Below are 26,706 nucleotides of genomic sequence, written 5' to 3'. Positions count from 1 at the left end.
TAAAGAACTTAACTAAACTTCACATCGCCGCTTCATTTTTCGCTCGTAGCTTCTTCGCCTGGCTTTCCAGTAGCAGGTAACAGATCAGCGCCAGCAGCAGCGGGATAAAGTAATACAGGACGCGATAAGCGAGCAGGGCGGCGATAATGCTCCCTTTCGAGGTATGCTCCCCAGCCAGTAGCGCGATAAATACCGCTTCCAGCACACCAATCCCCGCCGGAATATGCACGATGACGCCAGCAATACTACTAACCAGTAACACGCCCAGTACAAAGAAATAGTTCACGCTTTGACCAAGTAACAGCCAGATAATCGCCCCCATTACCATCCAGTTAACGCTGGAAATCAGCATCTGGGCGAGGGCAAATTTCCATGAAGGCAGCACCAGCTTTTGTCCTTTGATGGTCATATGGCGGTGCTTCGCGAAAGCGCAAAACCACAAATAAACCGCGATAATCATCAATAAGCCAATGCCGAGAATACGCAGCGTGGTTTGATCGACATACCAGTGATCCGGCAACTCCACCACGCCTGCGGTAAAGATAATCCCTGCCAGTAAAATATAGCCCAGCCAGTTGGTGGTAATACTGAGCGAGAAAATCCGCGTAATAGTGCTGCCCGGTAACCCTAGCCGGGAGTACAAACGATAGCGCATACCAATGCCGCCGACCCAGGTACTGAGCGTCAGGTTGAAGGCGTAGCAGATAAACGACACCAGCATCACCTGGCGCTTCGCCAGTTTGTGACCGCAGTAAAAGCGGGCGAGCAGATCATAGCAGCCGTAAATCAGATAACTGACGACCACCAGCCCGACCGCACTGAGCAACGCAACGCGATTGTAGTCGCGGATGACCTTCCAGACCTCTTCCCAGTCCACCTTTTTGGCGTAGACCACCAGCAACACTATCACCGCGATAAAAAACAGCCAGGTGAGGATCTTCTTTGCTAAGCGCCAGCGTGGGTGTGATTTACTCATCAGGGTTTTACCCCCGTGTTTTCAGTTTCTACCCGATCCTGCGTTTCCATTGTCGGCTGAGCGGGCGGGTCAACCTGCGCCAGACGTGGTGTGTGTGCCGGAAGCCAGCCGACCAGCGCCGGGAAGTGGCGTAAAAAGTGGAAGGCCAGCACGCTTTTGGTCAGATTCCACCAGGTGCGTTTCGGCAGCATGGTTTCATCCACCTGCTGGCAGTCTGCGGCGATAATGCCGTTCAGATTATCGCGCAGCGTCTGGTTAAAATGACGATCGTGGATGATGACATTTGCTTCGAGATTCAGTGACAAACTGAGCGGATCGAGATTACTGGACCCTACCGTCGCCCAGTGATCGTCCATCAACGCCACTTTGCCGTGGAGCGGGCGGCGGCGATACTCAAAAACCTGAACGCCGCCTTTAACCAGATAGTTATACAGCAAGCGCGCGCCGACTCTGACAATCGGCATATCCGGTTCGCCCTGAATGATCAGTTTGATCCGCACCCCGCGCCGTGCCGCTTTACGCAAGGCGTGTAAAAATCGATAGCCGGGGAAGAAGTAGGCGTTGGCGATAATCACTTCCCGCCGTGCCTGAGTGAGCATTTTCAGATAGTGACGTTCAATATCATCGCGATGTTCTTCGTTATCGCGCCAGACCAGCAATACCTGCGCTTCTCCCGGCTGGCGGTTCTCTTCCGCTTTGTGATGACGTCGCCACCAGCGTCGTGCCGCGCTCTGTCCTGGCAGGTTTTCCAGTTCAAATTGCAGAATATCTTCGACAATCGGCCCTTCAAGGCGCACCGCGTAATCCTGTTTAGCCTCTGGACCGTAGCTGGACATATGCTCGGCGGAGTAATTCAGCCCGCCAATAAAGGCGATATGCGCGTCGATCACCACAATTTTGCGATGCATCCGGCGAAACACATTGGTGCGCATACCAAAAAGGCGAGGGCGGGGATCGTAGTAGCGGAACACCACGCCAGCGGCCGTCAGTTCATTGACAAACTCATCGCTGAGATCCGGCGAACCGTAGCCATCAAGTAAGACTTCCGCTTTTACCCCGCGTTGCGCTGCTGCCAGTAGTGCCGCATGCAGTTGTTTGCCGACGTCATCCTCAAACCAGATAAACGTTTCAAGAATGATGCGTTCTTGTGCCTCGCCAATCGCCTTAAACACCGCGGGATAATATTGCTCGCCGTTTTCCAGCAACTGGATCTTATTGCCTTCGCGCCAGCTACATTTCATAAATGAATCTCCGCACTTAAAGGGGCATGATCAGAAAGGTGTCGCCATGTCCGCAGCGGCAACGCGGTTGGCGCGCTGGCGCTGGCATTTTTGACGTAGATCCTGTCCAGTCGTAGTAGAGGAAATTGCACCGGAAACGTGCGCGCCGGGCGTCCGTGGGCGCGGGTAAAAATCTCATCCAGTCCGGCCTGCACTTTTAACGGATGATTAGCTTTTTGCCGCCAGTCATTGAAATCACCCGCCACCAATACCGGTTCGCCGTCCGGTAGCTCATTCACCCATTCGGCGAGCATCGCAAGCTGCGCCTGACGGTGCGCCTCACGCAGGCCCAAATGTACGCACATTACATGAATCGCTTTTCCGGTCATCGGCGGCACAATGCGGCAGTAGAGCACGCCGCGCTTTTCCGCACCATCGACCGAAACATCGCGGTTTTCATAATGTTCAATGGGATAGCGCGACAGTACGGCGTTACCGTGATGCCCTTCCGGGTATACGGCATTGCGACCGTAGGCAAAATCGCTCCACATAGTGTCGGCGAGAAACTCGTAGTGCGAGGTATCGGGCCAGTTTTCCACATGCAGCGGATGAACTTCGTGCGCGCCCATCACTTCCTGCAGGCAAACAATATCGGCGCTGACGGTACGCACGGCGTCGCGAAGTTCCGGCAAAATGAAGCGTCGGTTAAACGCGGTAAAGCCTTTGTGAATATTGATGGTGAGCACCTTGAACGAAAATTGTTGTGTTTGATCGGGCATAATTTTCCTGTCTTTGCCTCTTATCTCATTGAAATAGTGTAGTCGGCGTCACAAAAAGGTGCGGTCTTACGGAATTTTCCGTAAAGTTCGGTACTCTGAGTAAGTAGAGATAAATTCTTCAGGAGAGAAGCCATGAAGTGGCAACAACGTGTTCGTGTCGCAACGGGTCTAAGTTGCTGGCAGATTATGTTGCATTTACTGGTAGTGGCGCTGCTGGTGGTGGGCTGGATGAGTAAGACTCTGGTTCACGTCGGCGTGGGATTATGCGCACTGTATTGTGTCACGGTAGTGATGATGCTGGTGTTTCAGCGCCACCCCGAGCAACGCTGGCGTGAGGTGGCAGACGTGCTGGAAGAGCTGACCACGACCTGGTATTTTGGCGCAGCGCTGATTGTGCTGTGGCTATTGTCCCGTGTACTGGAAAACAACTTTTTGCTGGCGATTGCAGGGCTGGCAATCCTTGCCGGCCCGGCGGTGGTGTCTTTGCTGGCGAAAGATAAGAAGTTACATCACCTTACGTCTAAACATCGCGTACGCCGCTGACCCTGTCGTGGCCGTTATCACCAGTAGCGGCCACAAACTATTCCACACAATATCCAGACTCGCATCCTTCAAATAAATCTGCTTGGTAATGTCCGTAAAGTGGCGAATAGGGTTAATCCACGTCAGGTTTTGCAGCCATACTGGCATGTTTTCCACCGGAGAAACGTAACCGGAAAGGAGAATGGCGGGCATCATAAAAACAAACACGCCGATAAACGCCTGCTGTTGTGTCGAGCAGAGTGATGAAATCAACAGACCGAATCCCACCAGCGATAAACCGTAAATCACCATCGTAAAGTAGAACAGCGCCAGCGATCCGGCGAAGGGGATTTGATACGCCCAGATACCAATCGCCAGCACAATGGTGGCCTGGAAGGTGGCGACAATTAATGCCGGTACGGCCTTGCCGATGAAGATCTGCCAGGTGGTGAGCGGCGAAACCAGTAGCTGATCGAGCGTACCTTGTTCACGTTCGCGGGCAACAGAAAGTGAAGTGACGATCATTACGCCGATAGTGGTGATCATGGCGATCAGCGACGGCACCACAAACCATTTGTAGTCGAGATTCGAGTTATACCAGTTGCGTACCACCAGCTCGCTGTTGTTAGGTTTCGGTTTTCCTTCCAGCAGCTCCTGCTGATAATTTTTGACGATCTGTTGCAGGTAGTTGGCGGCAATTTGCGCACTGTTGGAGTTACGCCCGTCGAGGATCAACTGCAACGGCGCGGTCTGGAAGGTATCCAGTTTGCGCGAGAAGTCAGCCGGGAAACGCACCAGTAGTAACGCCTTTTGTGTGTCGATGGTTGGGCGGATCTCCTGTGGGCTTTTCAGCAGCAGCACATGAGTAAAGGCGCTGGCGCGGGCAAAACGTTGGGTCAGCTCCACCGAATGCTCGCCGTTATCTTCATCGTAGATGGCGATGGTGGCGTTAGTCACTTCCAGCGTGGCGGCGAACGGGAACAGGATCACCTGAATCAGCACGGGTAAAATAAGAATCGCACGGGTTTGCGGTTCGCGCAGCAGCGACTGCAACTCTTTGCGGATTAACGTCCATAAGCGATGAAACATGCTCTTCTCCCTAATCCAGCCGACGTTTGGTTTTCAGCCACGTCAGGCCGATAAACATCACCGCCGAAGCGATCAAAAACAGTACGTTCACCACCAGCACCACCGGAATATTCCCGGCGAGAAACAGGCTTTGCAGGGTGCTGACGAAATAACGTGCGGGAATAATGTACGTCACCGCGCGGATCACCGCGGGCATACTGTCGATCTGAAAAATAAAGCCGGAAAGCATAATCGACGGCAGAAAAGCCGCGTTCAGGGCGACCTGAGCGGCATTGAACTGGTTGCGGGTAATCGTGGAAATAAGCAGCCCCATCCCCAGGGTACTGAGTAAAAACAGGCTGGAGATAAAAAACAGAATCAGCAGCGACCCGCGATACGGCACGCCGAGAATAAACACCGACACCAGCATACACAGCAACATCGCCAGCATCCCGAGGAAATAGTAGGGTATGAGCTTACACAGCAGCAGTTCCGTGCGGGTAATCTCCGTAGAGAGCAGAGCCTCCATGGTGCCGCGTTCCCATTCTCGCGCCACCACCAGCGAGGTGAGAATCGCGCCGATGACCGTCATGATGATGGTCACCGCACCGGGGATAATGAAGTGCTGGCTAATCGCCGCCGGGTTAAACCAGTAGCGGGTTTGTACATCAATAAGCGGTTCAAAAGTCTGCCCGTTGTCCTCCGCTCGCTGCATTTGCCAGATCTGCCAGATCCCTTCGACATACCCCTGCACAAAGTTAGCGGTATTCGGCTCACTGCCGTCGGTGATCACCTGAATCGGTGCGGTGGCGTTGGCGCGCTCCATCTGTTCGGCGAAATCCACCGGAATAACCACCAGACCGCGAATTTTCCCCGCCTGCATTTTGGCGATCAGTTCCTGACGGTTATCGCTGATGGTGGCGTCGATGTAGGGCGAACCTGTCATGGTGTGGGTGAAATCCAGCGCCGCTTCGCTACGCTGTTCCAGCAATATCCCGACCCGCAGCTTGCTGGAGTCGAGGTTAATGCCGTAGCCAAAAATAAACAGCAGCAGCAGAGGGATCACTACCGCAATCAGCCAGCTACTCGGATCGCGAACGATCTGCCGTGTCTCTTTGACGCACAGCGCCCGCACGCGACGCCAGGACAGGATCGGATTACTCATTGCTATGCTCCTTATCCCAGTCGTGGATCAACTGAATAAAGGCTTGCTCCATAGTGGGATCGGGTTGCTCATCGTTGGCCGACTGCGCTTTCAAATCGTCCGGTGTGCCGCTGGCGATTAATTTCCCGCGGTACACCAGGCCGATGCGGTCGCAATATTCCGCTTCATCCATAAAGTGGGTGGTGACCATCACCGTGACGCCTTTCTCTACCATACTGTTGATATGTAGCCAAAATTCACGGCGGGTGATGGGATCAACGCCGGACGTCGGTTCGTCGAGAAACAGAATGTCCGGTTCATGCATCAGCGAGCAGGCCAGTGCCAGCCGCTGTTTAAAACCTAATGGCAGTTCATCGGTCGCGTGGGAGGCGATACTTTTCAGGCCGAACGCCTCGCTCATACGGGAGATTTTTTCGTTCTGCGCCCGACCGCGTAAGCCATACACACCAGAGAAAAAGCGTAAATTCTGTTCGACCGTCAGGTTGCCGTAGAGCGAAAATTTTTGCGCCATATAGCCGAGATGCTGGCGCGCTTTACCGGAACTCTCTTTCAGATCCATGCCCAGCACCAGCGCCTGGCCAGAGGTCGGTACCAGCAAACCGCACATCATCTTAAAGGTGGTCGATTTGCCCGCGCCGTTTGGCCCCAGCAAACCAAAAATCTCCCCGCGTTTAACGGCAAAGTTGACGTGATCGGTGGCGGCAAAATCACCAAATTTCTTGGTCAGTTCTTTCGCTTCGATCACCGTCTCACCGGGTGTGCCTTCTACCGTATGCAATATTGCACCCAGCGGCGATTCCGAGGTTCCGGCACCGCCCAGCAAATCAATAAACGCATCTTCAAAACGCGGCGTAGTTTCGTTGATGTTGATTTCCGGCATCCCGTCGGCATGGCGAATATCGTCTGGTGTGGCCTCTTTTTTGAGGATCAGACGTACCGATTTCCCCTGAATCATGCCGTCGCTGACTTGCGGCAGTTTCAATGCCCGTTGCAACAGTTTGCGGTTGCCCTCGTGCGGGCTGGTCATCAGAAAGCTGCGTCCGGCCATGGTTTGTGTCAGGGCCGTCGGTTCTCCCTGGTACAACAATTCGCCTTCGTTCATCAGTAACACGTCACGGCACTGCTCGGCTTCGTCGAGATACGAGGTGCTCCAGAGAATTAACATCCCTTCGCCCGCCAGCTCATGCACCATCTGCCACAGTTCGCGCCGTGAGATAGGGTCAACGCCGACGCCGGGTTCATCGAGCAGCAACACTTTCGGTTCGCCCACCAGGGTACAGGCCAGGCCGAGTTTTTGTTTCATCCCACCGGAGAGCTTGCCCGCCAGGCGTCCGGTAAACGGGCCAAGAGACGTAAACTCCAGCAGGCGAGAAAAAGTCTGCTTCCGTGCCTCGCCGGTGACGCTGCGCAAATCCGCGTAAAGATTGAGGTTCTCCATCACCGTCAGATCTTCATACAGACCAAATTTCTGCGGCATATAGCCGAGCACGGCGTGCAGCGCGCCGTCATTTTTGATCGGATCAAAGCCAATCACCGTGGCACTGCCGCTGTCGGGTTTCAGTAATCCCGCCAGCATCCGCATCAGCGTGGTTTTACCCGCACCGTCTGGCCCTACCAGCCCCGTCACATAACCGGCATGAATGGTGCAATCGAGCGGCGCGACGGCGGGCTTGTTCATGCCCGGAAAGCGTTTTTCCAGGCCGTTCAGCGTGATAACGGCATCATTCATGTCCTGCCTCGTCACCGAATTGTACCGTCACTGGCATTCCCTGGCGTAACGCATCATCGGCGTCGGTCACCACAATACGCAGGCGATAGACGAGGTCGGTACGCAGATCCGGCGTTTCGACGGTTTTCGGGGTAAATTCAGCAGTCGGTGAAACGAAACCAATCTGCCCGTGATACGGCTTGTCCGGGCGACCATCGGTATAAAGCAGCACTTTGCGCCCCGGCTGGGCCTGGTCAAGATTACGTTCGTCAACATAGGCACGCACCCACACTGGACGTGTTAGCGAGACGGTAAACACCGTGCCACCTTCATTGAGAACCGTGCCTGGCTCCACCGCGCGCGTTAACAGCGTGCCATCAGACGGGGCTATCAACGTTGAGTCCTGCAAATTCAGCTCCGCCTGCGCCAGTTGCGCCTGCGCCTGTTCGAGGCTGGCTTTTGCCTGGGCGATATCCTGTTCGCGGTTACCGGAACGGTACTGACGCAATTTATCCTGTGCCGATTTCAGCGTTGCCTGCGCCTGGTCGCGCGAGGAGCGGGCATTTTCCAGGTCATTTGCCGAAATGGTGCGGCTTTTCCACAGTCCTTGCTGGCGGTTATAGAAGTTCTGCGCATAGTCATAGGCAGCTTGCGCCTGTTTCACCGCTGCGGCGGCCTGAGCGATTTCTTCATCGCGATACCCGGCAAGCATCAGGTCATACTGCGCCTGAGCCACCGAAACGCCCGCTTTCGCCTGCATCAGGGCAATCTCATACGGCTTGTGATCCAGTTCGCCCAGCACCTGGCCCGCTTTGATCGCATCACCTTCGTCCACTGCCAGCGACTCAACGCGCCCCCCAACACGGAAACTAAGATTCACCGTACGAATATCCACGTTGCCATACAGCGTCAGGCCGTTATCCTGGCGGCTTTGATACCACCAGTAGCCTCCGGCAACCACGGCGGCAAGTACTACTACCGCCAGTCCGATCACGACAGGTTTTTTCATCACTACAAACTCCTTTGCGATAATCCTTGCAAAATCAGGTCGATATGACAGGTCACCGTCTGGTTAATCAGTTCGGTCTTTTCTTCATCGAACGCGGTCCAGCCGGTACGTAACAGAATTGTTTCTTTGCCAAGACGAAACGCCAGAATCTCACCAATCAACGCATGGGTATGAAGGATCATGCGGGTATCATTGGCGTCGCAGCCGGTCCAGGCGGCAATCAGGCGTGTAAGGTGGCTGTGTAGCGGACTAATCACCTGTTCGTGCACCAGGTGATAGGCTGCCGTGGGAGAGAGCTGCTCACGGGAGATAAATTTGCTGAGGTTGACAGTGTCATCCTGGGTGAGCAGCTTAATCATGTTCCTGCAGGCGCGAAGGATCAGTTCACGGATGGCAGCCCGATCTGGCTGTGGTTGTGCGAACAAGCGTTCGGCCTCTTCGGCGTGCGGACGGAACTGCTCGCCAATAAAATCGGCAATCCACTGGGCGCAGGCGAGGTACAAATCCTCTTTCGAACCGAAGTAGTAGGTGATGGCAGCGATATTCTGCCCGGCCTGGGCGGCTATCTCGCGGGTGGTGGCGTTCATTCCATATTCACCAAACTGCGCCAGTGCGGCAGCAATCAGCTGTTTTTTCGCCTGTTCACCCTTGATTGTCATGGCAGGATTATTCATCGCACAGTCCATTCTTAATCAAATGATTGATTAAGATTATGACTCCATATGGGAGTTGTCCAGTATGGCTAAGAATTTTAGCAACGCCAGTCACAGGGATAATTTATGCGCTGCGTCACAAAAACTGCTACACTCCGCTCCCTCATGACATTGTGGTTTTTGTCATTTTCCTTTTCAGTATCTCCCTGAAAACTACACCGGTAACGGTCGGGGCGGTTCGGAGTAGTTATGTCTTTCGATTCTTTGGGTTTAAGCCCTGATATCCTGCGCGCCGTTGCCGAGCAGGGTTACCGTGAACCCACCCCTATTCAGCAGCAGGCGATCCCTGCGGTGCTGGAAGGCCGCGACCTGATGGCTAGCGCCCAGACTGGCACCGGCAAAACAGCGGGCTTTACGCTGCCGCTGTTGCAACACCTGATCACTCGCCAGCCGCACGCCAAAGGGCGTCGTCCGGTACGTGCGCTCATTCTTACCCCGACCCGTGAACTGGCGGCGCAGATTGGCGAAAACGTCCGTGATTACAGCAAATACCTGAACATTCGTTCGCTGGTGGTGTTTGGCGGTGTCAGCATTAACCCGCAGATGATGAAGTTGCGCGGCGGCGTTGATGTGCTGGTTGCAACGCCGGGACGTCTGCTGGACCTGGAACATCAGAATGCGGTGAAGCTGGATCAGGTTGAAATCCTCGTCCTCGATGAAGCTGACCGCATGCTCGACATGGGCTTTATCCACGATATCCGTCGCGTGTTAACAAAACTACCTGCGAAGCGCCAGAACCTGTTGTTCTCCGCGACCTTCTCTGACGATATTAAAGCTCTGGCGGAAAAACTGTTGCACAACCCGCTGGAAATCGAAGTGGCACGCCGCAATACCGCGTCTGATCAGGTGACCCAGCATGTTCACTTTGTTGATAAGAAACGCAAACGCGAATTGTTGTCGCACATGATTGGGAAAGGGAACTGGCAGCAGGTGCTGGTGTTTACCCGTACCAAACATGGCGCTAACCATCTGGCTGAACAGCTCAATAAAGATGGCATCCGTAGTGCGGCGATCCACGGCAATAAATCGCAAGGTGCGCGTACCCGTGCGCTGGCTGATTTTAAATCGGGCGATATTCGTGTACTGGTGGCAACTGACATCGCTGCGCGCGGCCTGGATATTGAAGAGCTGCCGCACGTGGTCAACTATGAACTGCCAAACGTACCGGAAGATTATGTCCACCGTATCGGGCGTACCGGTCGTGCGGCTGCTACCGGTGAAGCGTTGTCGCTGGTGTGTGTTGATGAACACAAACTGCTGCGTGATATCGAAAAACTGCTGAAAAAAGAGATCCCGCGCATTGCGATTCCGGGTTATGAGCCGGACCCGTCAATCAAAGCCGAACCGATCCAGAACGGTCGCCAGCAACGTGGCGGCGGCGGTCGTGGGCAAGGTGGTGGTCGCGGTCAACAGCAACCACGCCGTGCGGAAAGTGGTGCGAAGTCTGGTAACGCGAAGCCCGCAGAAAAACCGTCTCGTCGTCTCGGCGATGCCAAACCGGCAGGCGAACAACAACGTCGCCGCCGTCCGCGTAAACCTGCCGCTGCGCAGTAATCTTTTATGCCGGGCGATGCCCGGCATCTTCGCAACAAGTCTCTTTCTACCGCAATTTTATCCTGGGCAATTTACGATCAAGGTGCTGCAATTTATTATTAATTGCTCTATCTTTAATTATAAATTGCATGCTGTATACAAAGAGGTTAGCGCATTATGGCACCAGAAACGATCGATCACTCAACCTTACATAAACTGGTTGAATCTGGCGTAGTGGATGCAGCACACGTTATTGGCACCCAGGGAGGCTGGTCGTTGACCGTGAAATACGGCCACACTGAACGGCCTCTTGCAGCACAACGCAGTCGGCAAATCCGCCTGTTCAAACGGCTGGAAACGGTTGTCAACTACCTGAAAGATGTTGGTATTGCCCGGTTTGAAGTCGACGCCTCTAATTACGACCCGGACGGTCAGAAGAAAACGACCCGACCAGACAGGGCTGAGGCATTAAAACGAGCTCATGAAGCTGCCGCGTATGATGCCTGGTTTCGAGAGCAGGTGCAGGCCGCCATTGACGATCCACGCCCGGCACTCTCTCATGAAGAGGCCAAAAGTCTATTTGCTGCCCGTAAAAAAGCCTTGCTGAAGGGGGATTAATGCGTCTGGAATGGAAGCCAATGTCCCTGTCTGACAGGGAGCAAATCATGGAATACATCAGTAAAGATAATCCGCTAGCGGCAATAGCCCTTGATAATCAATTTGAAGCCATTGCGGAACAGGCCTGTGAACGCCCGGAGATGTACCGGGCCGGACGAGTCGCTGGTACACATGAAGCCGTTGTCAGGCCGCATTATGTGCTTGTCTATCAAGTGGAGGGCGATACGCTCTCGGTACTGCGTGTTTTACATACCGCTCTGCAATGGCCGCCAGCGGAATAAGCTGATGTACAATGTCTTTTGCTGCACAATGATGTTTCTTCTGCCGCGAGAAAACTTCACATCCGGAAAACGTTATTGCGAGCCGCTTTCCAGAAACAGAAAAACCATTACCCCTGAAAACCGAAAAATGCCACAATATTGGCTGTTTATACAGTATTTCAGGTTTTCTCATGGCATTAACCGCCGCGCTTAAAGCGCAAATTGCCGCCTGGTATAAGGCGCTTCAGGAACAGATCCCCGACTTTATTCCCCGTGCGCCGCAGCGGCAGATGATTGCGGACGTCGCCAAAACGCTGGCCGGAGAAGAAGGGCGGCATCTGGCGATTGAAGCCCCCACCGGCGTTGGGAAAACGCTCTCTTATTTGATTCCCGGCATCGCCATTGCCCGCGAAGAGCAAAAAACGCTGGTGGTGAGTACCGCCAACGTGGCATTGCAGGATCAGATCTACAGCAAAGATTTACCGCTGCTGAAAAAGATCATTCCCGATCTTAAATTCACTGCCGCTTTTGGGCGTGGGCGCTACGTTTGCCCGCGTAATCTGACGGCGCTCGCCAGCACTGAACCCACGCAACAGGATCTGCTGGCGTTTCTTGACGACGAACTGACGCCAAATAATCAGGAAGAGCAAAAACGTTGTGCGAAGCTGAAGGGCGATCTCGACACTTATAAATGGGATGGTCTGCGCGATCATACTGATATCGCTATAGATGACGATCTCTGGCGTCGTTTAAGTACCGACAAAGCCAGCTGCCTCAACCGCAACTGTTATTACTATCGCGAATGCCCGTTTTTTGTCGCTCGTCGGGAGATTCAGGAAGCGGAAGTGGTGGTGGCAAACCATGCGCTGGTGATGGCGGCGATGGAAAGCGAAGCCGTATTGCCTGACCCGAAAAATTTGCTGCTGGTGCTGGACGAAGGTCATCACCTGCCAGATGTGGCGCGGGATGCGCTGGAGATGAGTGCCGAAATCACCGCGCCGTGGTATCGACTACAGTTGGACTTGTTCACGAAACTGGTCGCTACCTGCATGGAGCAGTTTCGCCCGAAGACCATCCCGCCGCTGGCGATCCCTGAACGTTTGAATGCGCATTGTGAAGAGTTGTATGAGCTTATCGCCTCGTTAAACAACATTCTCAATCTCTACATGCCTGCCGGGCAGGAGGCAGAGCACCGTTTTGCGATGGGCGAACTGCCAGATGAAGTGCTGGAGATCTGCCAGCGGCTGGCAAAACTCACCGAGATGCTGCGTGGCCTGGCGGAGTTATTTCTTAACGATTTAAGTGAGAAAACCGGCAGCCATGACATTGTACGTCTGCATCGGTTGATTTTGCAGATGAATCGCGCGCTGGGGATGTTCGAGGCGCAAAGCAAACTCTGGCGGCTGGCGTCTCTGGCGCAATCTTCCGGTGCGCCGGTGACCAAATGGGCGACGCGGGAAGAGCGCGAAGGGCAGCTGCATCTCTGGTTTCACTGTGTGGGTATTCGTGTCAGCGATCAGCTGGAAAGGCTGCTGTGGCGCAGTATTCCGCACATTATTGTCACTTCCGCGACCTTACGTTCGCTGAACAGTTTTTCGCGTTTGCAGGAGATGAGTGGTCTGAAAGAGAAAGCGGGCGACCGCTTTGTGGCGCTGGATTCGCCCTTTAACCACTGCGAACAGGGCAAAATTGTTATTCCCCGGATGCGCTTTGAGCCTTCCATCGACAACGAAGAGCAGCACATTGCTGAAATGGCAGCCTTTTTCCGTGAGCAGGTGGAGAGCAAAAAACATCTCGGTATGTTGGTACTGTTTGCCAGCGGACGGGCGATGCAGCGGTTTCTCGACTATGTGACGGATTTACGCCTGATGTTGCTGGTGCAGGGCGATCAGCCGCGTTACCGTTTAGTTGAACTGCACCGCAAACGCGTCGGCAACGGTGAGCGCAGCGTGCTGGTGGGCTTACAGTCATTTGCCGAAGGGCTTGATCTGAAAGGCGATCTGCTCAGCCAGGTGCATATCCACAAAATCGCTTTTCCGCCCATCGACAGCCCCGTGGTGATCACCGAAGGGGAATGGCTGAAAAGCCTCAACCGCTATCCGTTTGAGGTGCAAAGCCTGCCGAGCGCCTCGTTTAACCTGATTCAGCAGGTTGGGCGACTGATTCGAAGCCACGGTTGCTGGGGCGAAGTGGTGATTTACGATAAACGCTTGCTCACCAAAAACTACGGCAAGCGGCTACTGGATGCATTACCGGTATTTCCGATAGAGCAACCGGAAGTCCCTGAAGGTATAGTTAAAAAGAAAGAAAAAACGAAATCCCCACGCCGTCGGCGGCGTTAATGATGTGAGTCAGGTAAGGAGTCGTAAATGGACTATCGCAAAATCATTAAAGAGATCGGGCGCGGGAAAAACCACGCGCGCGATTTAGACCGGGATACTGCGCGCGGTCTGTATGCCCATATGCTCAATGGTGAAGTCCCTGACCTTGAGTTGGGCGGCGTATTGATTGCGCTGCGTATCAAAGGGGAAGGGGAAGCAGAGATGCTCGGCTTTTACGAAGCCATGCAAAATCACACCATCAAGCTGACGCCGCCTGCAGACAAGCCGATGCCGATTGTCATCCCCAGTTACAACGGCGCGCGTAAACAGGCCAACCTGACGCCGTTGTTGGCGATTCTCCTGCACAAACTCGGTTTTCCTGTGGTGGTTCACGGGGTTAGCGAAGATCCAACCCGCGTGCTGACAGAAACCATTTTCGAACTGATGGGTATTACGCCAACGTTGCACGGCGGGCAGGCGCAGGCGAAGCTCGACGAACATCAACCGGTGTTTATGCCTGTCGGCGCGTTTTGCCCGCCGCTGGAAAAACAACTGGCGATGCGCTGGCGGATGGGCGTGCGTAACAGTGCACATACCCTGGCGAAACTGGCGACGCCATTTGCCGAAGGTGAGGCACTGCGTCTTTCCAGCGTTTCGCATCCGGAATACATCGGGCGAGTCGCGAAGTTCTTTAGCGATATCGGCGGGCGGGCGTTACTAATGCATGGTACTGAAGGCGAAGTGTATGCTAATCCGCAGCGCTGCCCGCAGATCAATCTCATTGACCGTGAAGGGATGCGGGTGCTGTATGAAAAACAGGACCCTGCTGGTAGCGAGTTACTGCCACAAGCAAAAGATCCGGAAACCACGGCGCAGTGGATTGAGCGTTGCCTGGCTGGCAGCGAACCGATTCCCGAATCGCTGAAAATCCAGATGGCTTGCTGCCTGGTGGCTACGGGGGAAGCGGCAACTATCAGCGACGGCCTGGCGCGTGTTAATCAGGCATTTTAATTTTCATCTCAGCCGGATGAGCCATGTCATCCGGCTTTTACCCCACCACAATATGAAATTCCTGCATCTTTATTGACCTTCCCGCGCCCGGCGTGCAGCATAAAAAAACAACAAACACATAACATAAACAGGAGTTAACCATGGAAAGTGGTCATCGCTTTGATGCTCAGACGCTGCACAGTTTTATTCAGGCTGTATTTCGTCAGATGGGTAGTGAGGAACAAGAAGCGAAATTAGTTGCCGATCATTTAATCGCGGCAAACCTGGCAGGGCATGATTCACATGGTATTGGCATGATCCCAAGCTATGTGCGCTCCTGGAGTCAGGGGCACCTGCAAATTAACCATCATGCCAAAATCGTTAAAGAGGCGGGGGCGGCGGTCACGCTCGATGGCGATCGCGCATTTGGTCAGGTCGCGGCACATGAAGCGATGGCGCTGGGGATTGAGAAAGCGCATCAGCACGGCATTGCCGCCGTGGCGCTCCATAACTCGCATCATATCGGCCGTATCGGTTACTGGGCGGAGCAGTGTGCAGCGGCGGGGTTTGTCTCTATCCACTTTGTTAGCGTGGTCGGTATTCCAATGGTCGCGCCGTTCCACGGTCGCGACAGCCGCTTTGGCACCAATCCGTTCTGTGTGGTTTTCCCTCGTAAAGATAATTTCCCGCTGTTGCTTGATTACGCCACCAGCGCCATCGCATTTGGCAAAACCCGCGTCGCCTGGCATAAAGGCGTCCCCGTGCCGCCAGGTTGCCTGATTGACGTTAACGGCATGCCGACGACCAATCCGGCGGTAATGCAGGAGTCGCCGTTGGGTTCGCTGTTGACCTTTGCCGAACATAAAGGCTACGCCCTTGCAGCGATGTGTGAAATTCTTGGTGGGGCGCTTTCCGGCGGTAAAACGACGCATCAGAAAACGTTACAAACCAGTCCCGATGCCATTCTTAACTGCATGACCACTATCATCATCAACCCGGAACTGTTCGGCGCGCCGGATTGTAGCGCGCAGACCGAAGCCTTTGCCGAGTGGGTGAAAGCCTCGCCGCATGATGACGATAAGCCGATTTTGCTACCGGGCGAGTGGGAAGTTAACACGCGTCGCGAACGGCAGGAGCAGGGGATTCCATTGGATGCGGGAAGCTGGCAGGCCATTTGTGATGCGGCGCGAAAGGTTGGTATGCCGGAAGAGACGTTGCAGGCTTTCTGTCAGCAGTTAGCCAGCTAAAAAAAAGCCCGTCCAGTGGCGGACGGGCAAACAAGGGTAACATAGGATCAATGAGGGTTAGAGCATATGCGTCTGTCGGCAAACAGACAGGGAAATACTTGTGCTGGACGTAGCGTAAACGCCTGATCCGGCTTACGAATTACTTATAAATTACCGCAGTACCGCTTAATTTATTGTTGTTGGTGGCAGAAGTGATGCTGTATCCACTCGCCCCAGCTGCCGCAGCTTTCTCAGCCAGTTTCGCTTCCAGGGCATCGAGGGTGGATGCGCCATCGGCAGAAACCACGCCGATTTTATTCATGTTCTGTGCCTGGGATGCCGTTACCGGTTCCGCGGCAAACACGCCAAATGACAGAGTTGAAAGAGCCATAGCAGCAACAACAGTATTGATAGTTTTCATAATTAATCTCTCGCAGGTGATTTTTGTATAAGTGACGTTGTTTCGTCGATGTGATGAGTATCACGTTTTTTTTCGAGAGATAAAATCGAAGAGAATTGACCGCCTTGTTCAAATAAATTGATTGATATCTAACATACTGATAATCCATTTATTTGTTGAACTTATGGACTTGTTTTATGCAGCGTGGCAGTCACGACAGCGTTAAAGGCACGGAATGCCACGCAAAATACAAATTATACTCGCTATACATCCCGCCAGTTGTAGTTAACGTAACTGGCTGTCTTTCGAACCTCTGCGATTATATCCTGTATAAGCTGGTTTTTGTAAATCTTTCTCCTGCTGACAATGAATGCATAAGCGCACACCAGGAATGGCTTCCCGACGGGCTTGCGGGATGGGGGCTCCGCACTCTTCACATTCATACAGGCTTTCGCCACGCGGAATTTCACCCCGAGCGCGGGCAATCGCATCTTCAATTGTACTGTTGATCTGTTCGTTGACGGCGTCATCGTTAGCCCAACCGGATGCCATATCGTCCTCCCCATATCAATACTTGTACAGTTAAGTGTAGCTAATATAGGGACGAACTCGGGCAGTTCAAGCGTCAGATCTCCGACCATTCCCGCAGCAGATTATGATAAAGATTGAGCAGCGACAGGATCTCTTCACTTTCGCCGTAGCGGCTTTTCAGCGACTGAATATTGTTGTCCAGTTCAAACAGCATGGCGCGCTTTTTATCATCACGGATCATCGACTGGATCCACATAAATGATGCCACTCGTACGCCGCGGGTTACGGGTGTCACGCAATGCAAGCTGCTGGAGGGATACAACACCAGATCGCCTGCCGGAAGTTTTACCCGATGTTGCCCGAAGGTGTCATTAACGACCAGTTCGCCGCCATCGTAGCTTTGTGGATCGCTTAAAAACAGCGTGGCAGAAAGGTCAGTGCGCATCCAGCCGTTTTGTGGGTGACTGCGTACTGCGCCATCCACATGAAAACCATAAGTTTCATTGTTCTGATAGCGATTAAACAGCGGCGTGGAAAGGGTACGCGGCAAGGCCGCGGCAAAGAACAAAGCATGTTGGTTAACCGCGTTCAGCACCTCATTTTGCAGGGCGGCGTATAACGTGCTGCGGGTGTCTACCTGTTGATTGTTCTTAACTTGCGCACCTTGTGCGCCGGTGGTGACGCGTCCATCCACCCATTCGGCTTGTTCCAGTTGTTCGCGAAAACGGGCGACGTCCTTTGGCGATAGCACGCCGGGAATGTGGTACATCATACAAGTTCTCCAAAAAGTGGGGCCTGCGCCCCACATCTGAATCAGAAATGCATATTGGCCGTGAGCAAGAAGGTTCTTGGCTCGCCCGGGTGATAACGGTAGCCGCTCTTGTTGATTGAGGCGACGTAATCGGTATCAAACAGGTTGTAGACGTTTAGCTGGAAGTCGAGATTGCGATTAACCCGATACCCCAGTTTAGCGTCGGCGACCCAATAACCTTCGGTAAACGCTGGCGTTCCCACCGCGCCGTCAGAACCTTTATGCATACTGCCGATATAGCGTGCGCCCGCACCAACGGAAATATCATCGGTTGCCTGATACTGGCTCCATAAGGTAAAGGCGTGCTCCGGGGTATACGGCAGCGATGAGGAACCATCCTGGGCAACATCTTTGCCGTTTTTGATGGTTGCTTTTTGCTGGGTATAGCCGCCAATCACCTGCCACGCGGGAGTGATATTCCCGGCCACGGATATCTCATAGCCTTCGACGCGTTTCTTACCGTATTGCGAGTAAGTTCCGTCATCATTTTGCTCAACTTCATTTTCGATATCAGTACGGAACAGCGCGGCGGTGAGCAACAGGCGTTTATCCAGAACCTGCCATTTGGTGCCAATCTCGCTGGTGTTGGCTTTTTGCGGTTTAAAATCGGTGCGGTTGGCACTGTTACCGCTGCCAGACTGCGCAAGGGCGAAGTTGTTGCCGCCCGGAGGCTGCTGGGAAACGGCATAGTTAATATAGACATTACCGTTTTCCGTCAGGTGATACAGCGCCCCGGCTTTCCAGTTCACCAGATTGCCCGACTTGGCGGTGTCGACGGTGGTGACCGGAGAACCTTTTGCCACACCAGCTGGGCAGGTGATGGCACCGCGTCCGCTGCCGCCGCAGGCGGTGGCACTGTCATATTCAGTATGATAATTATCCAGACGGATCCCGCCGTTCAGCTCAAAATCACGGGTGATTTGCAGCGTATCGAAGGCGTAAATTGCGAAGGTATCCGTCTGACCATTGGCGTTTGCGCCGTTGCGCGTCAGGCCGCCGGGATGAATGCTGCTGTCAGGATGATAAATATTTACCGCAGGTAACGTCACCGGATTAACGCCGTAGTTAGTCTGCGTTTCACGGGTAAATTCCACGCCGGTACTGACATCATGACCGATAGAAGCGGTATAGAACGTCGAGGTCAGGTTGGTCTGGTTGGTGAGAATTTTATTACTCACATCTTTAGTATTCGCCGTGCGTGACCAGGTCCAGCTATTCACATCGCTGGTGGGCTGGGTAATATTCGACGCCCCACCCATAATCGCCGTCATCAGGTAATCCTGCTTCACGCGCGACCAACGGGTAGTATTGCGAATGGTGGTGTTATCGTTGATGTCGTGCTCAAAACGCATGGTAGCGGTGTCGGTGGTCGAATCGTCGTAATCGGAATCCGTGCCGTAAAAGTTATGCGTATCAACTTTTCCGGAATGATTCAGGGCCGCCGTTCCCGCAGATGGGGCAGAATAGCCCGGCAAACCGATGGTCGGAATGCCGCCGTCTGGCGTGTTGTGCTGGGTGACATGCAGATAATTAAGATACAAACGATTCGCTGTACCAAGGCCAAAAGCGACAGAAGGGGCGATGCCGTAACGCTCATTTTTGACTTTGTCGCGTCCGGCATCGTGCGTTTTTTCGCCCATCACATTCAGGCGCGCCGCGGTGGTATCACCAATGACCTGATTGACGTCCAGCGTGCCGCGGCGGAACCAGGCGCTACCAATACTGGCGGAGGCGTCAATGCCGGAATCATTGCGCGGCTGCTTGCTGATCATATTGATCGAGCCTGTCGGTGCGCTGCGCCCGTAGTCGGTGCCGGACGGCCCTTTAATCACTTCGACCTGCTCGGTATTGAAGGTGTCGCGCGAGACGCTGCCGATATCGCGAATGCCATCAATATAAATACTGTTAGAGGTATCAGCACCGCGCATATAAATGGCGTCGCCAGTGGTGGAGTTACCGTTCTCACCCGCAAAAAACGCACCCACGTCGGGGACGTTTTTGAGTGCGTCGGTAAGGTTGGTTGCGCCCTGATCTTTAATCACTTGTTCAGAAATCACCGTCATCGTGCGGGTAGTATTCGCTACCGGACGCGAGAATTTCGGATCTGCAGATTGTTGTGGCGCATAAAGCGAAGGCGTTGATGCTTCGACAACCAGCGTGTCATCCGCGTTAGCTTGCCCTTCGGCGGCGAGTGCCTGTGCCACAGGCGTAATACCAATACAAAGACCGGCAAAGAACGTGAGCGAATGAAATTGTCTGGCAGGGAAATTGCGATTGTTTTCCATTTTGCAGGTGACTTTTTCTTATATGTTGAAATTTTCACTGCCACGAGAAAGCCTCTCTGCGGATGCGATGCCACTGTTAATCTCGTGATAGTGTTCGTGCAAGTGATAATAATTTTGATAAGCATTATCACTTGGCGCGATTTTCTATCACCCATTGCGCGAAAAAGAAATACATTTATTTACATTGCGTTCATATTTGATGTTTTTTGATTACAAAACAGGCGAAAACTGCATCCAGAGGCGAATGCAGTTACGTTGGTGGGGTTATTTGTAGATGGTTGCAGTACCGAACATCTGGTCATTTCCGCCTGCGGAATTAATGACATAACCTTTCGCGCCTTGCTCGCGCGCTTTTTCTGCCAGTTTATCCTCCAGATCGCTTAGGTTTGATGCGCCAGTTGCCGAAACGGTACCGGCGGGCCGTAGCTGACCGCTGTCCAGGTTACTCATCGGTTGCGCGGCATAAGCCGTGAGAGAGATTCCGCTCAGGACGGTGGCAATCAGTAGTGTGAGGCACTTTTTCATAATGACATCCTCATAAATACAACGGGTAGTGCCAGATAAGTGTAGGTCGCCTGCGCGATGAAAATGACGCAAAAAATTGACAGAGATGCGCTTATTTTTTGAACGATATATTTTTACAAAATAAGACAAATCAATAACATGCATGATGATGATTTTTATGGTGAATTGCCATAAACCATAGCCATGTGAAGGTTTTTAGAAATGATAAACGCAGCCAGATATTTACCCTGTCGCGTTATGCGGGTATCTTACGCCGCTGCTTAAAGGAGAATGCTATGTCCGCCCAGAAACCGGGGTTGCATCCGCGCAACCGTCATCACAGCCGCTACGATCTCGCCACGCTTTGTCAGGTCAATCCTGAACTCAGGCAATTCCTCACGCTTACACCCGCCGGGGAGCAAAGCGTAGACTTTGCCAATCCGCTGGCGGTGAAGGCGCTCAATAAGGCGTTGCTGGCCCATTTTTACGCCGTAGCGAACTGGGATATCCCGGACGGTTTTCTCTGCCCACCAGTACCGGGCCGGGCGGATTATATTCATCACCTTGCCGATTTACTGGCCGAAGCAAGCGGAACAATTCCAGCGAATGCCAGCATTCTGGATATCGGCGTTGGTGCGAACTGTATTTATCCGCTGATTGGCGTACATGAATATGGCTGGCGTTTTACCGGTAGTGAAACCAGCAGCCAGGCGTTAAGCAGTGTGCAGGCGATCATCAGTGCTAATCCGGGGCTTAACCGCGCCATTCGTCTGCGTCGGCAAAAAGAGAGTGGGGCGATTTTTAACGGCATTATCCATAAAAACGAGCAATACGACGCGACCTTGTGTAACCCGCCATTCCACGATTCCGCCGCTGCGGCGCGGGCAGGTAGTGAGCGTAAACGCCGTAACCTGGGGCTGAACAAAGACGATGCACTGAACTTTGGTGGTCAGCAACAGGAGTTGTGGTGTGAAGGCGGTGAAGTCGCCTTTATCAAAAAGATGATTGAAGAGAGCAAAGGCTTCGCGAAGCAGGTGATGTGGTTTACCTCGCTGGTATCTCGTGGTGAAAACTTACCGCCGTTGTATCGTGCTCTGACGGACGTGGGCGCGGTGAAGGTGGTTAAAAAAGAGATGGCCCAGGGGCAAAAGCAGAGTCGCTTTATTGCCTGGACCTTTATGAACGACGAGCAGCGCCGCCGTTTTGTTAATCGCCAACGTTAAAGCGTTGGCTCCCCCGGCGGCAGCGGTGCAGCCGGGGTCGCGCCCGGAGCAGGCAGCACCTGATAAGTCTGCACTGGCGCGCGAACGCCCGCCAGGTCGAAATGTTTTTTCACCTGGCTGTCGAGGGCAAAGCGTACCGTCCACTGTTTGAGTGGCAGCGTGGTGAACGAAACACGCAGTGTAAACGCGGTATTGCTTAAGCCGACAATCCCGGCAAAGTTCGGTTCACCAATAATCAGCCCGCGAATATCTTCGTTTTCCATCAATTCCGTTACCGCATCTTTCAGTGCCTGATTGGCTTTATCAGCATCTTCATGGCGATCAACATCGTAATTTGCCACTACCGAACCAATGCCGCGGACAAAGTTAGCAAAGGTGGTAATCGAAGACCACGGAATGATGTGATACGCCCCGGTATCCTGACGCACGCCCACGGAGCGAATCGACATCCGTTCCACAGTGCCGGTCAACGGCCCGATAGTCACCAAATCTCCAGTGTTCATGCCGTTTTCAAACTGAATAAATACCCCGGTGATAATATCTTTCACCAGCGTTTGCGAACCAAAAGAGATAGCCAGCCCCAATGCACCGGCACCTGCCAGCAATGGCGCGATATTGACGCCGATTTCCGACAACACAATCATGATGGTGATGGTACTGATAATCACCGCCAGCGCGTTACGAAACAGCGTCAGCAGGGTACGCGTACGGGCGCTGGGTAGCGGGCGGCCATGAATATCCGAAGCCAGCCGGTTTTCGATCAAACTGGCGAGCACTGTCCAGCCAACCGCCGAGAAGAAAAGAATGAGTGCGATACGGATCAGGATATCTACAGTTTTCTGCCCCGCGCCGTTTTGCAGCCAGTTCCAGAAATCGAACAATCCCCATGCGCTCAACAGCAACATTACCGCCACGCAGACTGTCAGAATACGCGCCGTTTTCAGCGCCGCCGACAGCCAGCCATTCAACCGTTTTTGCAGTTCTGGATAGTTACGCTGAGTATGTGGCGAGAGGGTGATGGTTTTTGCCAGCCAGCGGGAAAACATACCGGAAACAAATGCTGCGATACCAATAATCGCCAGGCTGCGCACCGTTGCACCCATCATAAATTTCAGGCTGTTGCCCGGATCGAACAACGAAAAGAAAAACAGCACGATAAAATAGGCGCTTGCCAGCCAGTGCCACACCAGCGCAAAGGCGCGGATAAACAAGCTGAAAAAGGCCAGCGAATGCTCCGCAAAGTTGAGCAAATGTTGGGTAATCTCTTTTTTATTACGAAAGATCAGGTACAACGCCCAGATGGTCATGCACAGCATAATGATGACGTTCGCCAGCGCGCCAATTTGTACATTCACCTGATTAGAGATAATCGGCACGGCCACAATCAGGCCATAACCTATCAAACTGCTTAACCAGCTCAGGCGGCGACTCCAGTAACGGGCGCTCTCGTCCTGTATCGTGAACGGGCGCAGTTCCGCCACGTTTGGGCAAAAAATCAGGCGTAGTACGGCTTTGAAAAATTCAATCAGGGCAAAGGCGCTGAGAAACAAACTTTGTTGGAAAGCGATGGTGCGACTGCCCGCATTCAGGTTGTCGCTTAAAACCTGACCGACAAATAATGTCAGTGCCAGTAACAGCAGGTCGATAATAAACGCCCCGATAATCATCGCCGGAAGCTGCAACCAGTTGCTGCGTTCGCGATTTTTTTGCCGCGCCCACTGGCCCATTTTGCGATACAGCGGCAGTGCGCACAGACGAATCAGCCAGTAAAAACCAAACACTAATACCGCTAACATTGAAAAATGGGTCAACGCATTGCTGAAGGTTTGTGGATTAAACGGCTTATGCGGGGAGCCGGTGATATTGCGATAAAGTTGTCCGAAGCGGGCGGAAAGGGCTTCACCATAATGGCGGCTGACTTCGGTGACTTTTTGCAGCACGGTTTGCTCTTCAACCAGCGTCGGCGGCACGATCTTCGGTACGGGTTCCGCAGGGGGCGTCGCGGCGACGGTGCGCAACTGGTCGATCAACTCTTTACGCGAGGTGTCATTATCCAGCACATCCGCCAGTGCGCCATAGGCCGCTTTTTTTTGTTCGATATCCGGTTCCGGGGCCGGTTCAGTCGTTGAGTCCGTTGTCGTTGTGGTTGTAACGCCGGGTATGGATACCGCGTGGGCAGGTGCGCCCAGCAGGCAGAAGAGGATGAACAGGATCCACCGCATGACTCCTCCAGTGAGAAAACAGAGCAAAAAGATAAGTATAGATGCTGGGGGAGGGGCGATTTTAAATGAGAGGAATCTGGTGTGCCTCCCTTTCGGGGGAAAGGGAGGCTGAGAAGTTAAGAGACGTGCTGCAAAAATTCCTGCAAGCGCTGGCTCGGTGGGTTCTTGATTAACACCTGCGGATCGCCATCTTCCGCAATCCGGCCTTTGTCGATAAAGATCAGGCGCGAAGCTACTTTCTCGGCAAAACCGATTTCGTGGGTCACGATCACCATCGTCATCCCTTCTTCAGCCAGGTCCTGCATAACCTTCAGCACTTCATGGCGCAGTTCCGGGTCAAGAGCGGAAGTCGGTTCATCGAACAGCATCATTTTCGGTTTTACCGCCAGCGCACGGGCAATCGCCACACGCTGTTGCTGACCACCAGAAAGCTCGGAAGGGTAGTGGTGAGCGCGTTCTGCCAGGCCGACTTTCGCCAGCAGCTCACGCGCCAGTTTTTCCGCCTCTTCTTTGTTCGCGCCACGCACGCGTAGCGGACCAAACATGACGTTTTCCAGCGCCGTCAGATGCGGGAAGAGGTAAAACTGCTGGAACACCATACCTGCTTCCTGGCGAATCAGGCGCTCGTCAACTTTCGGATCGTTAACCTTCAGGCCATCGACAATCAGATCGCCGGAAGTGATTTCTTCCAGTTTGTTGATGCAGCGCAGCAGGGTCGATTTACCGGAACCGGACGGCCCGATAATCACCACGACTTCGCCCTGAGCAATGTTCAAATCGATATTGTGCAGCACCTGGGTTGGACCAAAATGCTTGGAGACGTTTTTAAATTCAATCACAGGATTTTCATCCTTCTTTCCAGACGACGCAGAATAAAGCTCAGCACCAGGGTAATAATCAGATAGAACACCGCCACGGCGCTCCAGATCTCAAGGGCGCGGAAGTTACCGGCAATAATTTCTTGCCCCTGACGGGTCAGTTCCGCCACGCCGATAACAATAAACAGCGAGGTATCTTTTATACTGATGATCCACTGGTTACCCAGCGGCGGCAGCATACGACGCAGTGCCAGCGGTAAAATGACGTAGCGAATGGTTTCCCAACGTGAAAGACCGAGCGCCAGTCCTGCTTCACGAAAACCTTTGTGAATAGACAGCACCGCACCACGCGTGATTTCCGCAATGTACGCGCCGGAGTTGATCATGATGGTGACCACCGCCGCAGTAAACGGGTCGATGCGTAAGTCGTTAAACGCCATCGGCAGGGCGAAATAAATAAACATCACCTGGACGACGATAGGTGTGCCGCGGATCACTTCAATAAAGACCAGCGCGACGTGGTTGGCTATCCAACCACCGAAGGTGCGTGCAAAACCTGCCAGCAATCCGATCACCAGACCGCCAGCCAAACCGAGGACCGAAATCCACAGGGTCATTTTGGCACCTTCAATCAGAAGCGGAATGGCAGGCCAGATGGCACTCCAGTCAAACTGCATATGTTGTTCCTGTTACCGTGGTGTAAATAATCAAATTCAGGGTAATTAATGGCCCCGGAGCGGGTTTGCGCCCCTCACCCTAATCCTCTCCCCAGAGGGGAGAGGGAACTGCCAGTGCGCTTTACAGGCGTAGCGTTATTATTTCGGTTCAGTACCGAACCATTTTTTGTAGATTTCGTTGTAAGTTCCGTTCTCGCGCAGGGTTTTCAACGCGCCGTTGACTTTGTCACGCAGCTCGTCGCTACCTTTCGGGAACGCAATACCGTATTGCTGTGCTTCCAGAGAGTCACCTACCGCTTTGAACTGACCGTTACCGGCGGTTTTGATGAAGTACAAAATATTTGGCGTATCGTGCAGAACGGCATCTGCGCGGTTGGTGCCCAGTTCCATATAGGCGTTATCAATGTTCGGGAACTGACGCAGATCTTTAGTTTTGATGTTTGCTTTCGCGTAATCAACGGAGCCAGTGCCGCTCTTCACAGCAACCACTTTCCCGTCGAGATCTTTCACGCTTTTCACATCGTTATTGTTAGCTTTCACCATCACTAACAGGCCGCTTTTGTAGTAGCCGTCAGAGAAATCGATCGCTTTTTTACGCTCGTCGGTAATGGTGATGCCCGCCAGCGCCAGATCGACGTTTTTGGTTTGCAGTGCCGGAATGATCCCACTGAAATCCATCGGCTTCAGTTCGTAATCCAGCTTCAGTTCTTTAGCGATGGCAGCCCACAGATCAACGTCAAAGCCCACGTATTTATCGCCCTGTTTAAATTCAAACGGAACGAAGGCGGTATCCGTCGCGACAACTAATTTTTTATCCGCGGCATGAGAAGAAACCGCAAAAGCCAGGGTCAGTGCAGCCAGTGAAACTTTTAATACAGACTTCATAGCATTTCCTTTTTTCTATCCACGGGACGATCCCCTGCGTGACATTCACATATATGAAAAAATCGTGCCAGTTTTGCAACTCATTGATTTTTCGAGATGCGGCAAAAACGTGATGCACGATTTATAGGGCAATACCCTGAAGATGCACCATTCTGGGGCACCAAACTGGTGCGCTAAAATTGTGCACTCAACACAGTGATTATTTAGCGTAAAACCTGATGAAAAAACAATCTTTATGTAAC

26 protein-coding genes are annotated in these 26,706 nt (G+C 53.1%); 9 read left to right on the top strand and 17 right to left on the bottom strand.

Going from position 1 to position 26,706, the window contains the following annotated elements:
• Positions 1–19 precede the first annotated feature (19 nt).
• Genes ACJHYD_RS13750 through ACJHYD_RS13740 form a run of 3 tightly spaced genes read right to left on the bottom strand, consistent with a single transcriptional unit; the run spans position 20 to position 2,975 of the window.
• The gene (locus tag ACJHYD_RS13750) at positions 20–976 is read right to left on the bottom strand and encodes a YbhN family protein (protein ID WP_000045448.1); all 957 of its coding nucleotides are present in this window, start codon (positions 974–976) and stop codon (positions 20–22) included.
• Positions 976–2,217: a cardiolipin synthase ClsB gene (gene clsB, locus ACJHYD_RS13745; protein ID WP_000650323.1), complete on the bottom strand. Its 1,242-nt coding sequence runs from the start codon at positions 2,215–2,217 to the stop codon at positions 976–978. Before clsB ends, ACJHYD_RS13750 begins: the two co-directional genes overlap by 1 nt.
• Positions 2,214–2,975, bottom strand: a complete 762-nt coding sequence (locus ACJHYD_RS13740) for an endonuclease/exonuclease/phosphatase family protein (RefSeq protein WP_001113348.1) — start codon at positions 2,973–2,975, stop codon at positions 2,214–2,216. Before ACJHYD_RS13740 ends, clsB begins: the two co-directional genes overlap by 4 nt.
• 132 nt (positions 2,976–3,107) lie before the next feature.
• Here ACJHYD_RS13740 and ACJHYD_RS13735 point away from each other — a divergent pair, with 132 nt between their 5' ends.
• Positions 3,108–3,518, top strand: coding sequence for a YbhQ family protein (locus tag ACJHYD_RS13735; RefSeq protein ID WP_000871982.1), 411 nt, complete (start codon positions 3,108–3,110; stop codon positions 3,516–3,518).
• Here the strand turns inward: ACJHYD_RS13735 and ACJHYD_RS13730 are convergent.
• Genes ACJHYD_RS13730 through cecR form a run of 5 tightly spaced genes read right to left on the bottom strand, consistent with a single transcriptional unit; the run spans position 3,480 to position 9,121 of the window.
• On the bottom strand, positions 3,480–4,586 hold the full coding sequence (locus tag ACJHYD_RS13730) for an ABC transporter permease (RefSeq protein ID WP_001550868.1): 1,107 nt from the start codon (positions 4,584–4,586) through the stop codon (positions 3,480–3,482). The two genes, ACJHYD_RS13735 and ACJHYD_RS13730, sit on opposite strands and share 39 nt — an antisense overlap.
• Before the next feature lie 10 nt (positions 4,587–4,596).
• Complete coding sequence (locus ACJHYD_RS13725) at positions 4,597–5,730, bottom strand: ABC transporter permease (RefSeq protein WP_000070131.1); 1,134 nt, start codon at positions 5,728–5,730, stop codon at positions 4,597–4,599.
• The gene (locus ACJHYD_RS13720) at positions 5,723–7,459 is read right to left on the bottom strand and encodes an ATP-binding cassette domain-containing protein (RefSeq protein WP_001550869.1); all 1,737 of its coding nucleotides are present in this window, start codon (positions 7,457–7,459) and stop codon (positions 5,723–5,725) included. Before ACJHYD_RS13720 ends, ACJHYD_RS13725 begins: the two co-directional genes overlap by 8 nt.
• Positions 7,452–8,447: a secretion protein HlyD gene (hlyD, locus tag ACJHYD_RS13715; protein ID WP_000743444.1), complete on the bottom strand. Its 996-nt coding sequence runs from the start codon at positions 8,445–8,447 to the stop codon at positions 7,452–7,454. The genes ACJHYD_RS13720 and hlyD overlap by 8 nt, the downstream gene beginning before the upstream one ends.
• A gap of 2 nt (positions 8,448–8,449) precedes the next feature.
• Complete coding sequence (gene cecR / locus ACJHYD_RS13710; protein WP_001296991.1) at positions 8,450–9,121, bottom strand: DNA-binding transcriptional regulator CecR; 672 nt, start codon at positions 9,119–9,121, stop codon at positions 8,450–8,452.
• A gap of 228 nt (positions 9,122–9,349) precedes the next feature.
• On the opposite strand from cecR, the gene rhlE reads away from it, so the two are divergent.
• The 7 genes from rhlE to ybiE all read left to right on the top strand — a co-directional run bounded on the left by rhlE (position 9,350) and on the right by ybiE (position 16,255).
• On the top strand, positions 9,350–10,714 hold the full coding sequence (gene rhlE / locus ACJHYD_RS13705) for an ATP-dependent RNA helicase RhlE (RefSeq protein ID WP_001550870.1): 1,365 nt from the start codon (positions 9,350–9,352) through the stop codon (positions 10,712–10,714).
• Positions 10,715–10,870: 156 nt separating this feature from the next.
• Positions 10,871–11,311: a hypothetical protein gene (locus tag ACJHYD_RS13700; RefSeq protein ID WP_001522657.1), complete on the top strand. Its 441-nt coding sequence runs from the start codon at positions 10,871–10,873 to the stop codon at positions 11,309–11,311.
• On the top strand, positions 11,311–11,592 hold the full coding sequence (locus tag ACJHYD_RS13695) for a type II toxin-antitoxin system mRNA interferase toxin, RelE/StbE family (protein ID WP_001522659.1): 282 nt from the start codon (positions 11,311–11,313) through the stop codon (positions 11,590–11,592). Before ACJHYD_RS13700 ends, ACJHYD_RS13695 begins: the two co-directional genes overlap by 1 nt.
• A gap of 170 nt (positions 11,593–11,762) precedes the next feature.
• Entirely contained in the window at positions 11,763–13,913 is a 2,151-nt protein-coding gene (dinG, locus tag ACJHYD_RS13690; protein WP_001550871.1) for an ATP-dependent DNA helicase DinG, read from the top strand.
• A gap of 27 nt (positions 13,914–13,940) precedes the next feature.
• Positions 13,941–14,903 (top strand): DNA-binding protein YbiB, encoded by a 963-nt coding sequence (gene ybiB / locus ACJHYD_RS13685; RefSeq protein WP_000386515.1) that lies wholly within the window; start codon positions 13,941–13,943, stop codon positions 14,901–14,903.
• Between the two features lie 140 nt (positions 14,904–15,043).
• Positions 15,044–16,129 carry a hydroxycarboxylate dehydrogenase HcXB gene (hcxB, locus tag ACJHYD_RS13680; RefSeq protein ID WP_001550872.1) on the top strand — a complete coding sequence of 362 codons (1,086 nt, stop codon included), beginning with the start codon at positions 15,044–15,046 and terminating at the stop codon, positions 16,127–16,129.
• Between the two features lie 66 nt (positions 16,130–16,195).
• Positions 16,196–16,255, top strand: coding sequence for a protein YbiE (ybiE, locus tag ACJHYD_RS13675; RefSeq protein ID WP_211180490.1), 60 nt, complete (start codon positions 16,196–16,198; stop codon positions 16,253–16,255).
• A gap of 13 nt (positions 16,256–16,268) precedes the next feature.
• Here the strand turns inward: ybiE and ybiJ are convergent, their stop codons facing one another.
• From ybiJ to mcbA, 5 genes are all read right to left on the bottom strand, one after another.
• Positions 16,269–16,529 carry a DUF1471 family protein YbiJ gene (ybiJ, locus tag ACJHYD_RS13670; RefSeq protein ID WP_000849301.1) on the bottom strand — a complete coding sequence of 87 codons (261 nt, stop codon included), beginning with the start codon at positions 16,527–16,529 and terminating at the stop codon, positions 16,269–16,271.
• A gap of 264 nt (positions 16,530–16,793) precedes the next feature.
• A complete protein-coding gene (ybiI, locus tag ACJHYD_RS13665) occupies positions 16,794–17,060 on the bottom strand; it encodes a C4-type zinc finger protein YbiI (RefSeq protein ID WP_000146357.1) in 267 nt (88 codons plus the stop codon).
• Between the two features lie 73 nt (positions 17,061–17,133).
• Complete coding sequence (gene ybiX / locus ACJHYD_RS13660; RefSeq protein WP_000990146.1) at positions 17,134–17,811, bottom strand: PKHD-type hydroxylase YbiX; 678 nt, start codon at positions 17,809–17,811, stop codon at positions 17,134–17,136.
• A gap of 41 nt (positions 17,812–17,852) precedes the next feature.
• Positions 17,853–20,135, bottom strand: a complete 2,283-nt coding sequence (locus tag ACJHYD_RS13655; protein ID WP_069903711.1) for a catecholate siderophore receptor Fiu — start codon at positions 20,133–20,135, stop codon at positions 17,853–17,855.
• Between the two features lie 264 nt (positions 20,136–20,399).
• Complete coding sequence (mcbA, locus tag ACJHYD_RS13650; RefSeq protein ID WP_000710619.1) at positions 20,400–20,660, bottom strand: DUF1471 family periplasmic protein McbA; 261 nt, start codon at positions 20,658–20,660, stop codon at positions 20,400–20,402.
• A 275-nt stretch (positions 20,661–20,935) separates the two neighbouring features.
• On the opposite strand from mcbA, the gene rlmF reads away from it, so the two are divergent.
• Positions 20,936–21,862, top strand: a complete 927-nt coding sequence (gene rlmF / locus ACJHYD_RS13645; RefSeq protein WP_001550874.1) for a 23S rRNA (adenine(1618)-N(6))-methyltransferase RlmF — start codon at positions 20,936–20,938, stop codon at positions 21,860–21,862.
• On the opposite strand, the gene ybiO is transcribed toward rlmF, so the two are convergent.
• From ybiO to glnH, 4 genes are all read right to left on the bottom strand, one after another.
• Entirely contained in the window at positions 21,859–24,084 is a 2,226-nt protein-coding gene (gene ybiO, locus ACJHYD_RS13640) for a mechanosensitive channel protein (RefSeq protein ID WP_001550875.1), read from the bottom strand. The genes rlmF and ybiO overlap by 4 nt on opposite strands.
• Before the next feature lie 116 nt (positions 24,085–24,200).
• Positions 24,201–24,923 carry a glutamine ABC transporter ATP-binding protein GlnQ gene (gene glnQ, locus ACJHYD_RS13635; RefSeq protein ID WP_000569080.1) on the bottom strand — a complete coding sequence of 241 codons (723 nt, stop codon included), beginning with the start codon at positions 24,921–24,923 and terminating at the stop codon, positions 24,201–24,203.
• On the bottom strand, positions 24,920–25,579 hold the full coding sequence (gene glnP / locus ACJHYD_RS13630; RefSeq protein ID WP_001159065.1) for a glutamine ABC transporter permease GlnP: 660 nt from the start codon (positions 25,577–25,579) through the stop codon (positions 24,920–24,922). Before glnP ends, glnQ begins: the two co-directional genes overlap by 4 nt.
• Positions 25,580–25,717: 138 nt before the next feature.
• Complete coding sequence (glnH, locus tag ACJHYD_RS13625; RefSeq protein ID WP_000843866.1) at positions 25,718–26,464, bottom strand: glutamine ABC transporter substrate-binding protein GlnH; 747 nt, start codon at positions 26,462–26,464, stop codon at positions 25,718–25,720.
• Between the last annotated feature and the right edge of the window lie 242 nt (positions 26,465–26,706).

The organism is Escherichia sp. WS1368, assembly GCF_046487485.1.
Lineage (GTDB): Bacteria > Pseudomonadota > Gammaproteobacteria > Enterobacterales > Enterobacteriaceae > Escherichia > Escherichia coli.
Note: the sequence above shows the minus strand (reverse complement) of the source record. Positions and strands in the feature narration are given on the sequence as shown.

What these genes read in the sequence shown, in the direction of transcription:
- ACJHYD_RS13750 (WP_000045448.1), bottom strand. Translation starts at nt 976, where the DNA reads ATGAGTAAATCACACCCACGCTGGCGCTTAGCAAAGAAGATCCTCACC.
- clsB (WP_000650323.1), bottom strand. Translation starts at nt 2,217, where the DNA reads ATGAAATGTAGCTGGCGCGAAGGCAATAAGATCCAGTTGCTGGAAAAC.
- ACJHYD_RS13740 (WP_001113348.1), bottom strand. Translation starts at nt 2,975, where the DNA reads ATGCCCGATCAAACACAACAATTTTCGTTCAAGGTGCTCACCATCAAT.
- ACJHYD_RS13735 (WP_000871982.1), top strand. Translation starts at nt 3,108, where the DNA reads ATGAAGTGGCAACAACGTGTTCGTGTCGCAACGGGTCTAAGTTGCTGG.
- ACJHYD_RS13730 (WP_001550868.1), bottom strand. Translation starts at nt 4,586, where the DNA reads ATGTTTCATCGCTTATGGACGTTAATCCGCAAAGAGTTGCAGTCGCTG.
- ACJHYD_RS13725 (WP_000070131.1), bottom strand. Translation starts at nt 5,730, where the DNA reads ATGAGTAATCCGATCCTGTCCTGGCGTCGCGTGCGGGCGCTGTGCGTC.
- ACJHYD_RS13720 (WP_001550869.1), bottom strand. Translation starts at nt 7,459, where the DNA reads ATGAATGATGCCGTTATCACGCTGAACGGCCTGGAAAAACGCTTTCCG.
- hlyD (WP_000743444.1), bottom strand. Translation starts at nt 8,447, where the DNA reads ATGAAAAAACCTGTCGTGATCGGACTGGCGGTAGTAGTACTTGCCGCC.
- cecR (WP_001296991.1), bottom strand. Translation starts at nt 9,121, where the DNA reads ATGAATAATCCTGCCATGACAATCAAGGGTGAACAGGCGAAAAAACAG.
- rhlE (WP_001550870.1), top strand. Translation starts at nt 9,350, where the DNA reads ATGTCTTTCGATTCTTTGGGTTTAAGCCCTGATATCCTGCGCGCCGTT.
- ACJHYD_RS13700 (WP_001522657.1), top strand. Translation starts at nt 10,871, where the DNA reads ATGGCACCAGAAACGATCGATCACTCAACCTTACATAAACTGGTTGAA.
- ACJHYD_RS13695 (WP_001522659.1), top strand. Translation starts at nt 11,311, where the DNA reads ATGCGTCTGGAATGGAAGCCAATGTCCCTGTCTGACAGGGAGCAAATC.
- dinG (WP_001550871.1), top strand. Translation starts at nt 11,763, where the DNA reads ATGGCATTAACCGCCGCGCTTAAAGCGCAAATTGCCGCCTGGTATAAG.
- ybiB (WP_000386515.1), top strand. Translation starts at nt 13,941, where the DNA reads ATGGACTATCGCAAAATCATTAAAGAGATCGGGCGCGGGAAAAACCAC.
- hcxB (WP_001550872.1), top strand. Translation starts at nt 15,044, where the DNA reads ATGGAAAGTGGTCATCGCTTTGATGCTCAGACGCTGCACAGTTTTATT.
- ybiJ (WP_000849301.1), bottom strand. Translation starts at nt 16,529, where the DNA reads ATGAAAACTATCAATACTGTTGTTGCTGCTATGGCTCTTTCAACTCTG.
- ybiI (WP_000146357.1), bottom strand. Translation starts at nt 17,060, where the DNA reads ATGGCATCCGGTTGGGCTAACGATGACGCCGTCAACGAACAGATCAAC.
- ybiX (WP_000990146.1), bottom strand. Translation starts at nt 17,811, where the DNA reads ATGATGTACCACATTCCCGGCGTGCTATCGCCAAAGGACGTCGCCCGT.
- ACJHYD_RS13655 (WP_069903711.1), bottom strand. Translation starts at nt 20,135, where the DNA reads ATGGAAAACAATCGCAATTTCCCTGCCAGACAATTTCATTCGCTCACG.
- mcbA (WP_000710619.1), bottom strand. Translation starts at nt 20,660, where the DNA reads ATGAAAAAGTGCCTCACACTACTGATTGCCACCGTCCTGAGCGGAATC.
- rlmF (WP_001550874.1), top strand. Translation starts at nt 20,936, where the DNA reads ATGTCCGCCCAGAAACCGGGGTTGCATCCGCGCAACCGTCATCACAGC.
- ybiO (WP_001550875.1), bottom strand. Translation starts at nt 24,084, where the DNA reads ATGCGGTGGATCCTGTTCATCCTCTTCTGCCTGCTGGGCGCACCTGCC.
- glnP (WP_001159065.1), bottom strand. Translation starts at nt 25,579, where the DNA reads ATGCAGTTTGACTGGAGTGCCATCTGGCCTGCCATTCCGCTTCTGATT.
- glnH (WP_000843866.1), bottom strand. Translation starts at nt 26,464, where the DNA reads ATGAAGTCTGTATTAAAAGTTTCACTGGCTGCACTGACCCTGGCTTTT.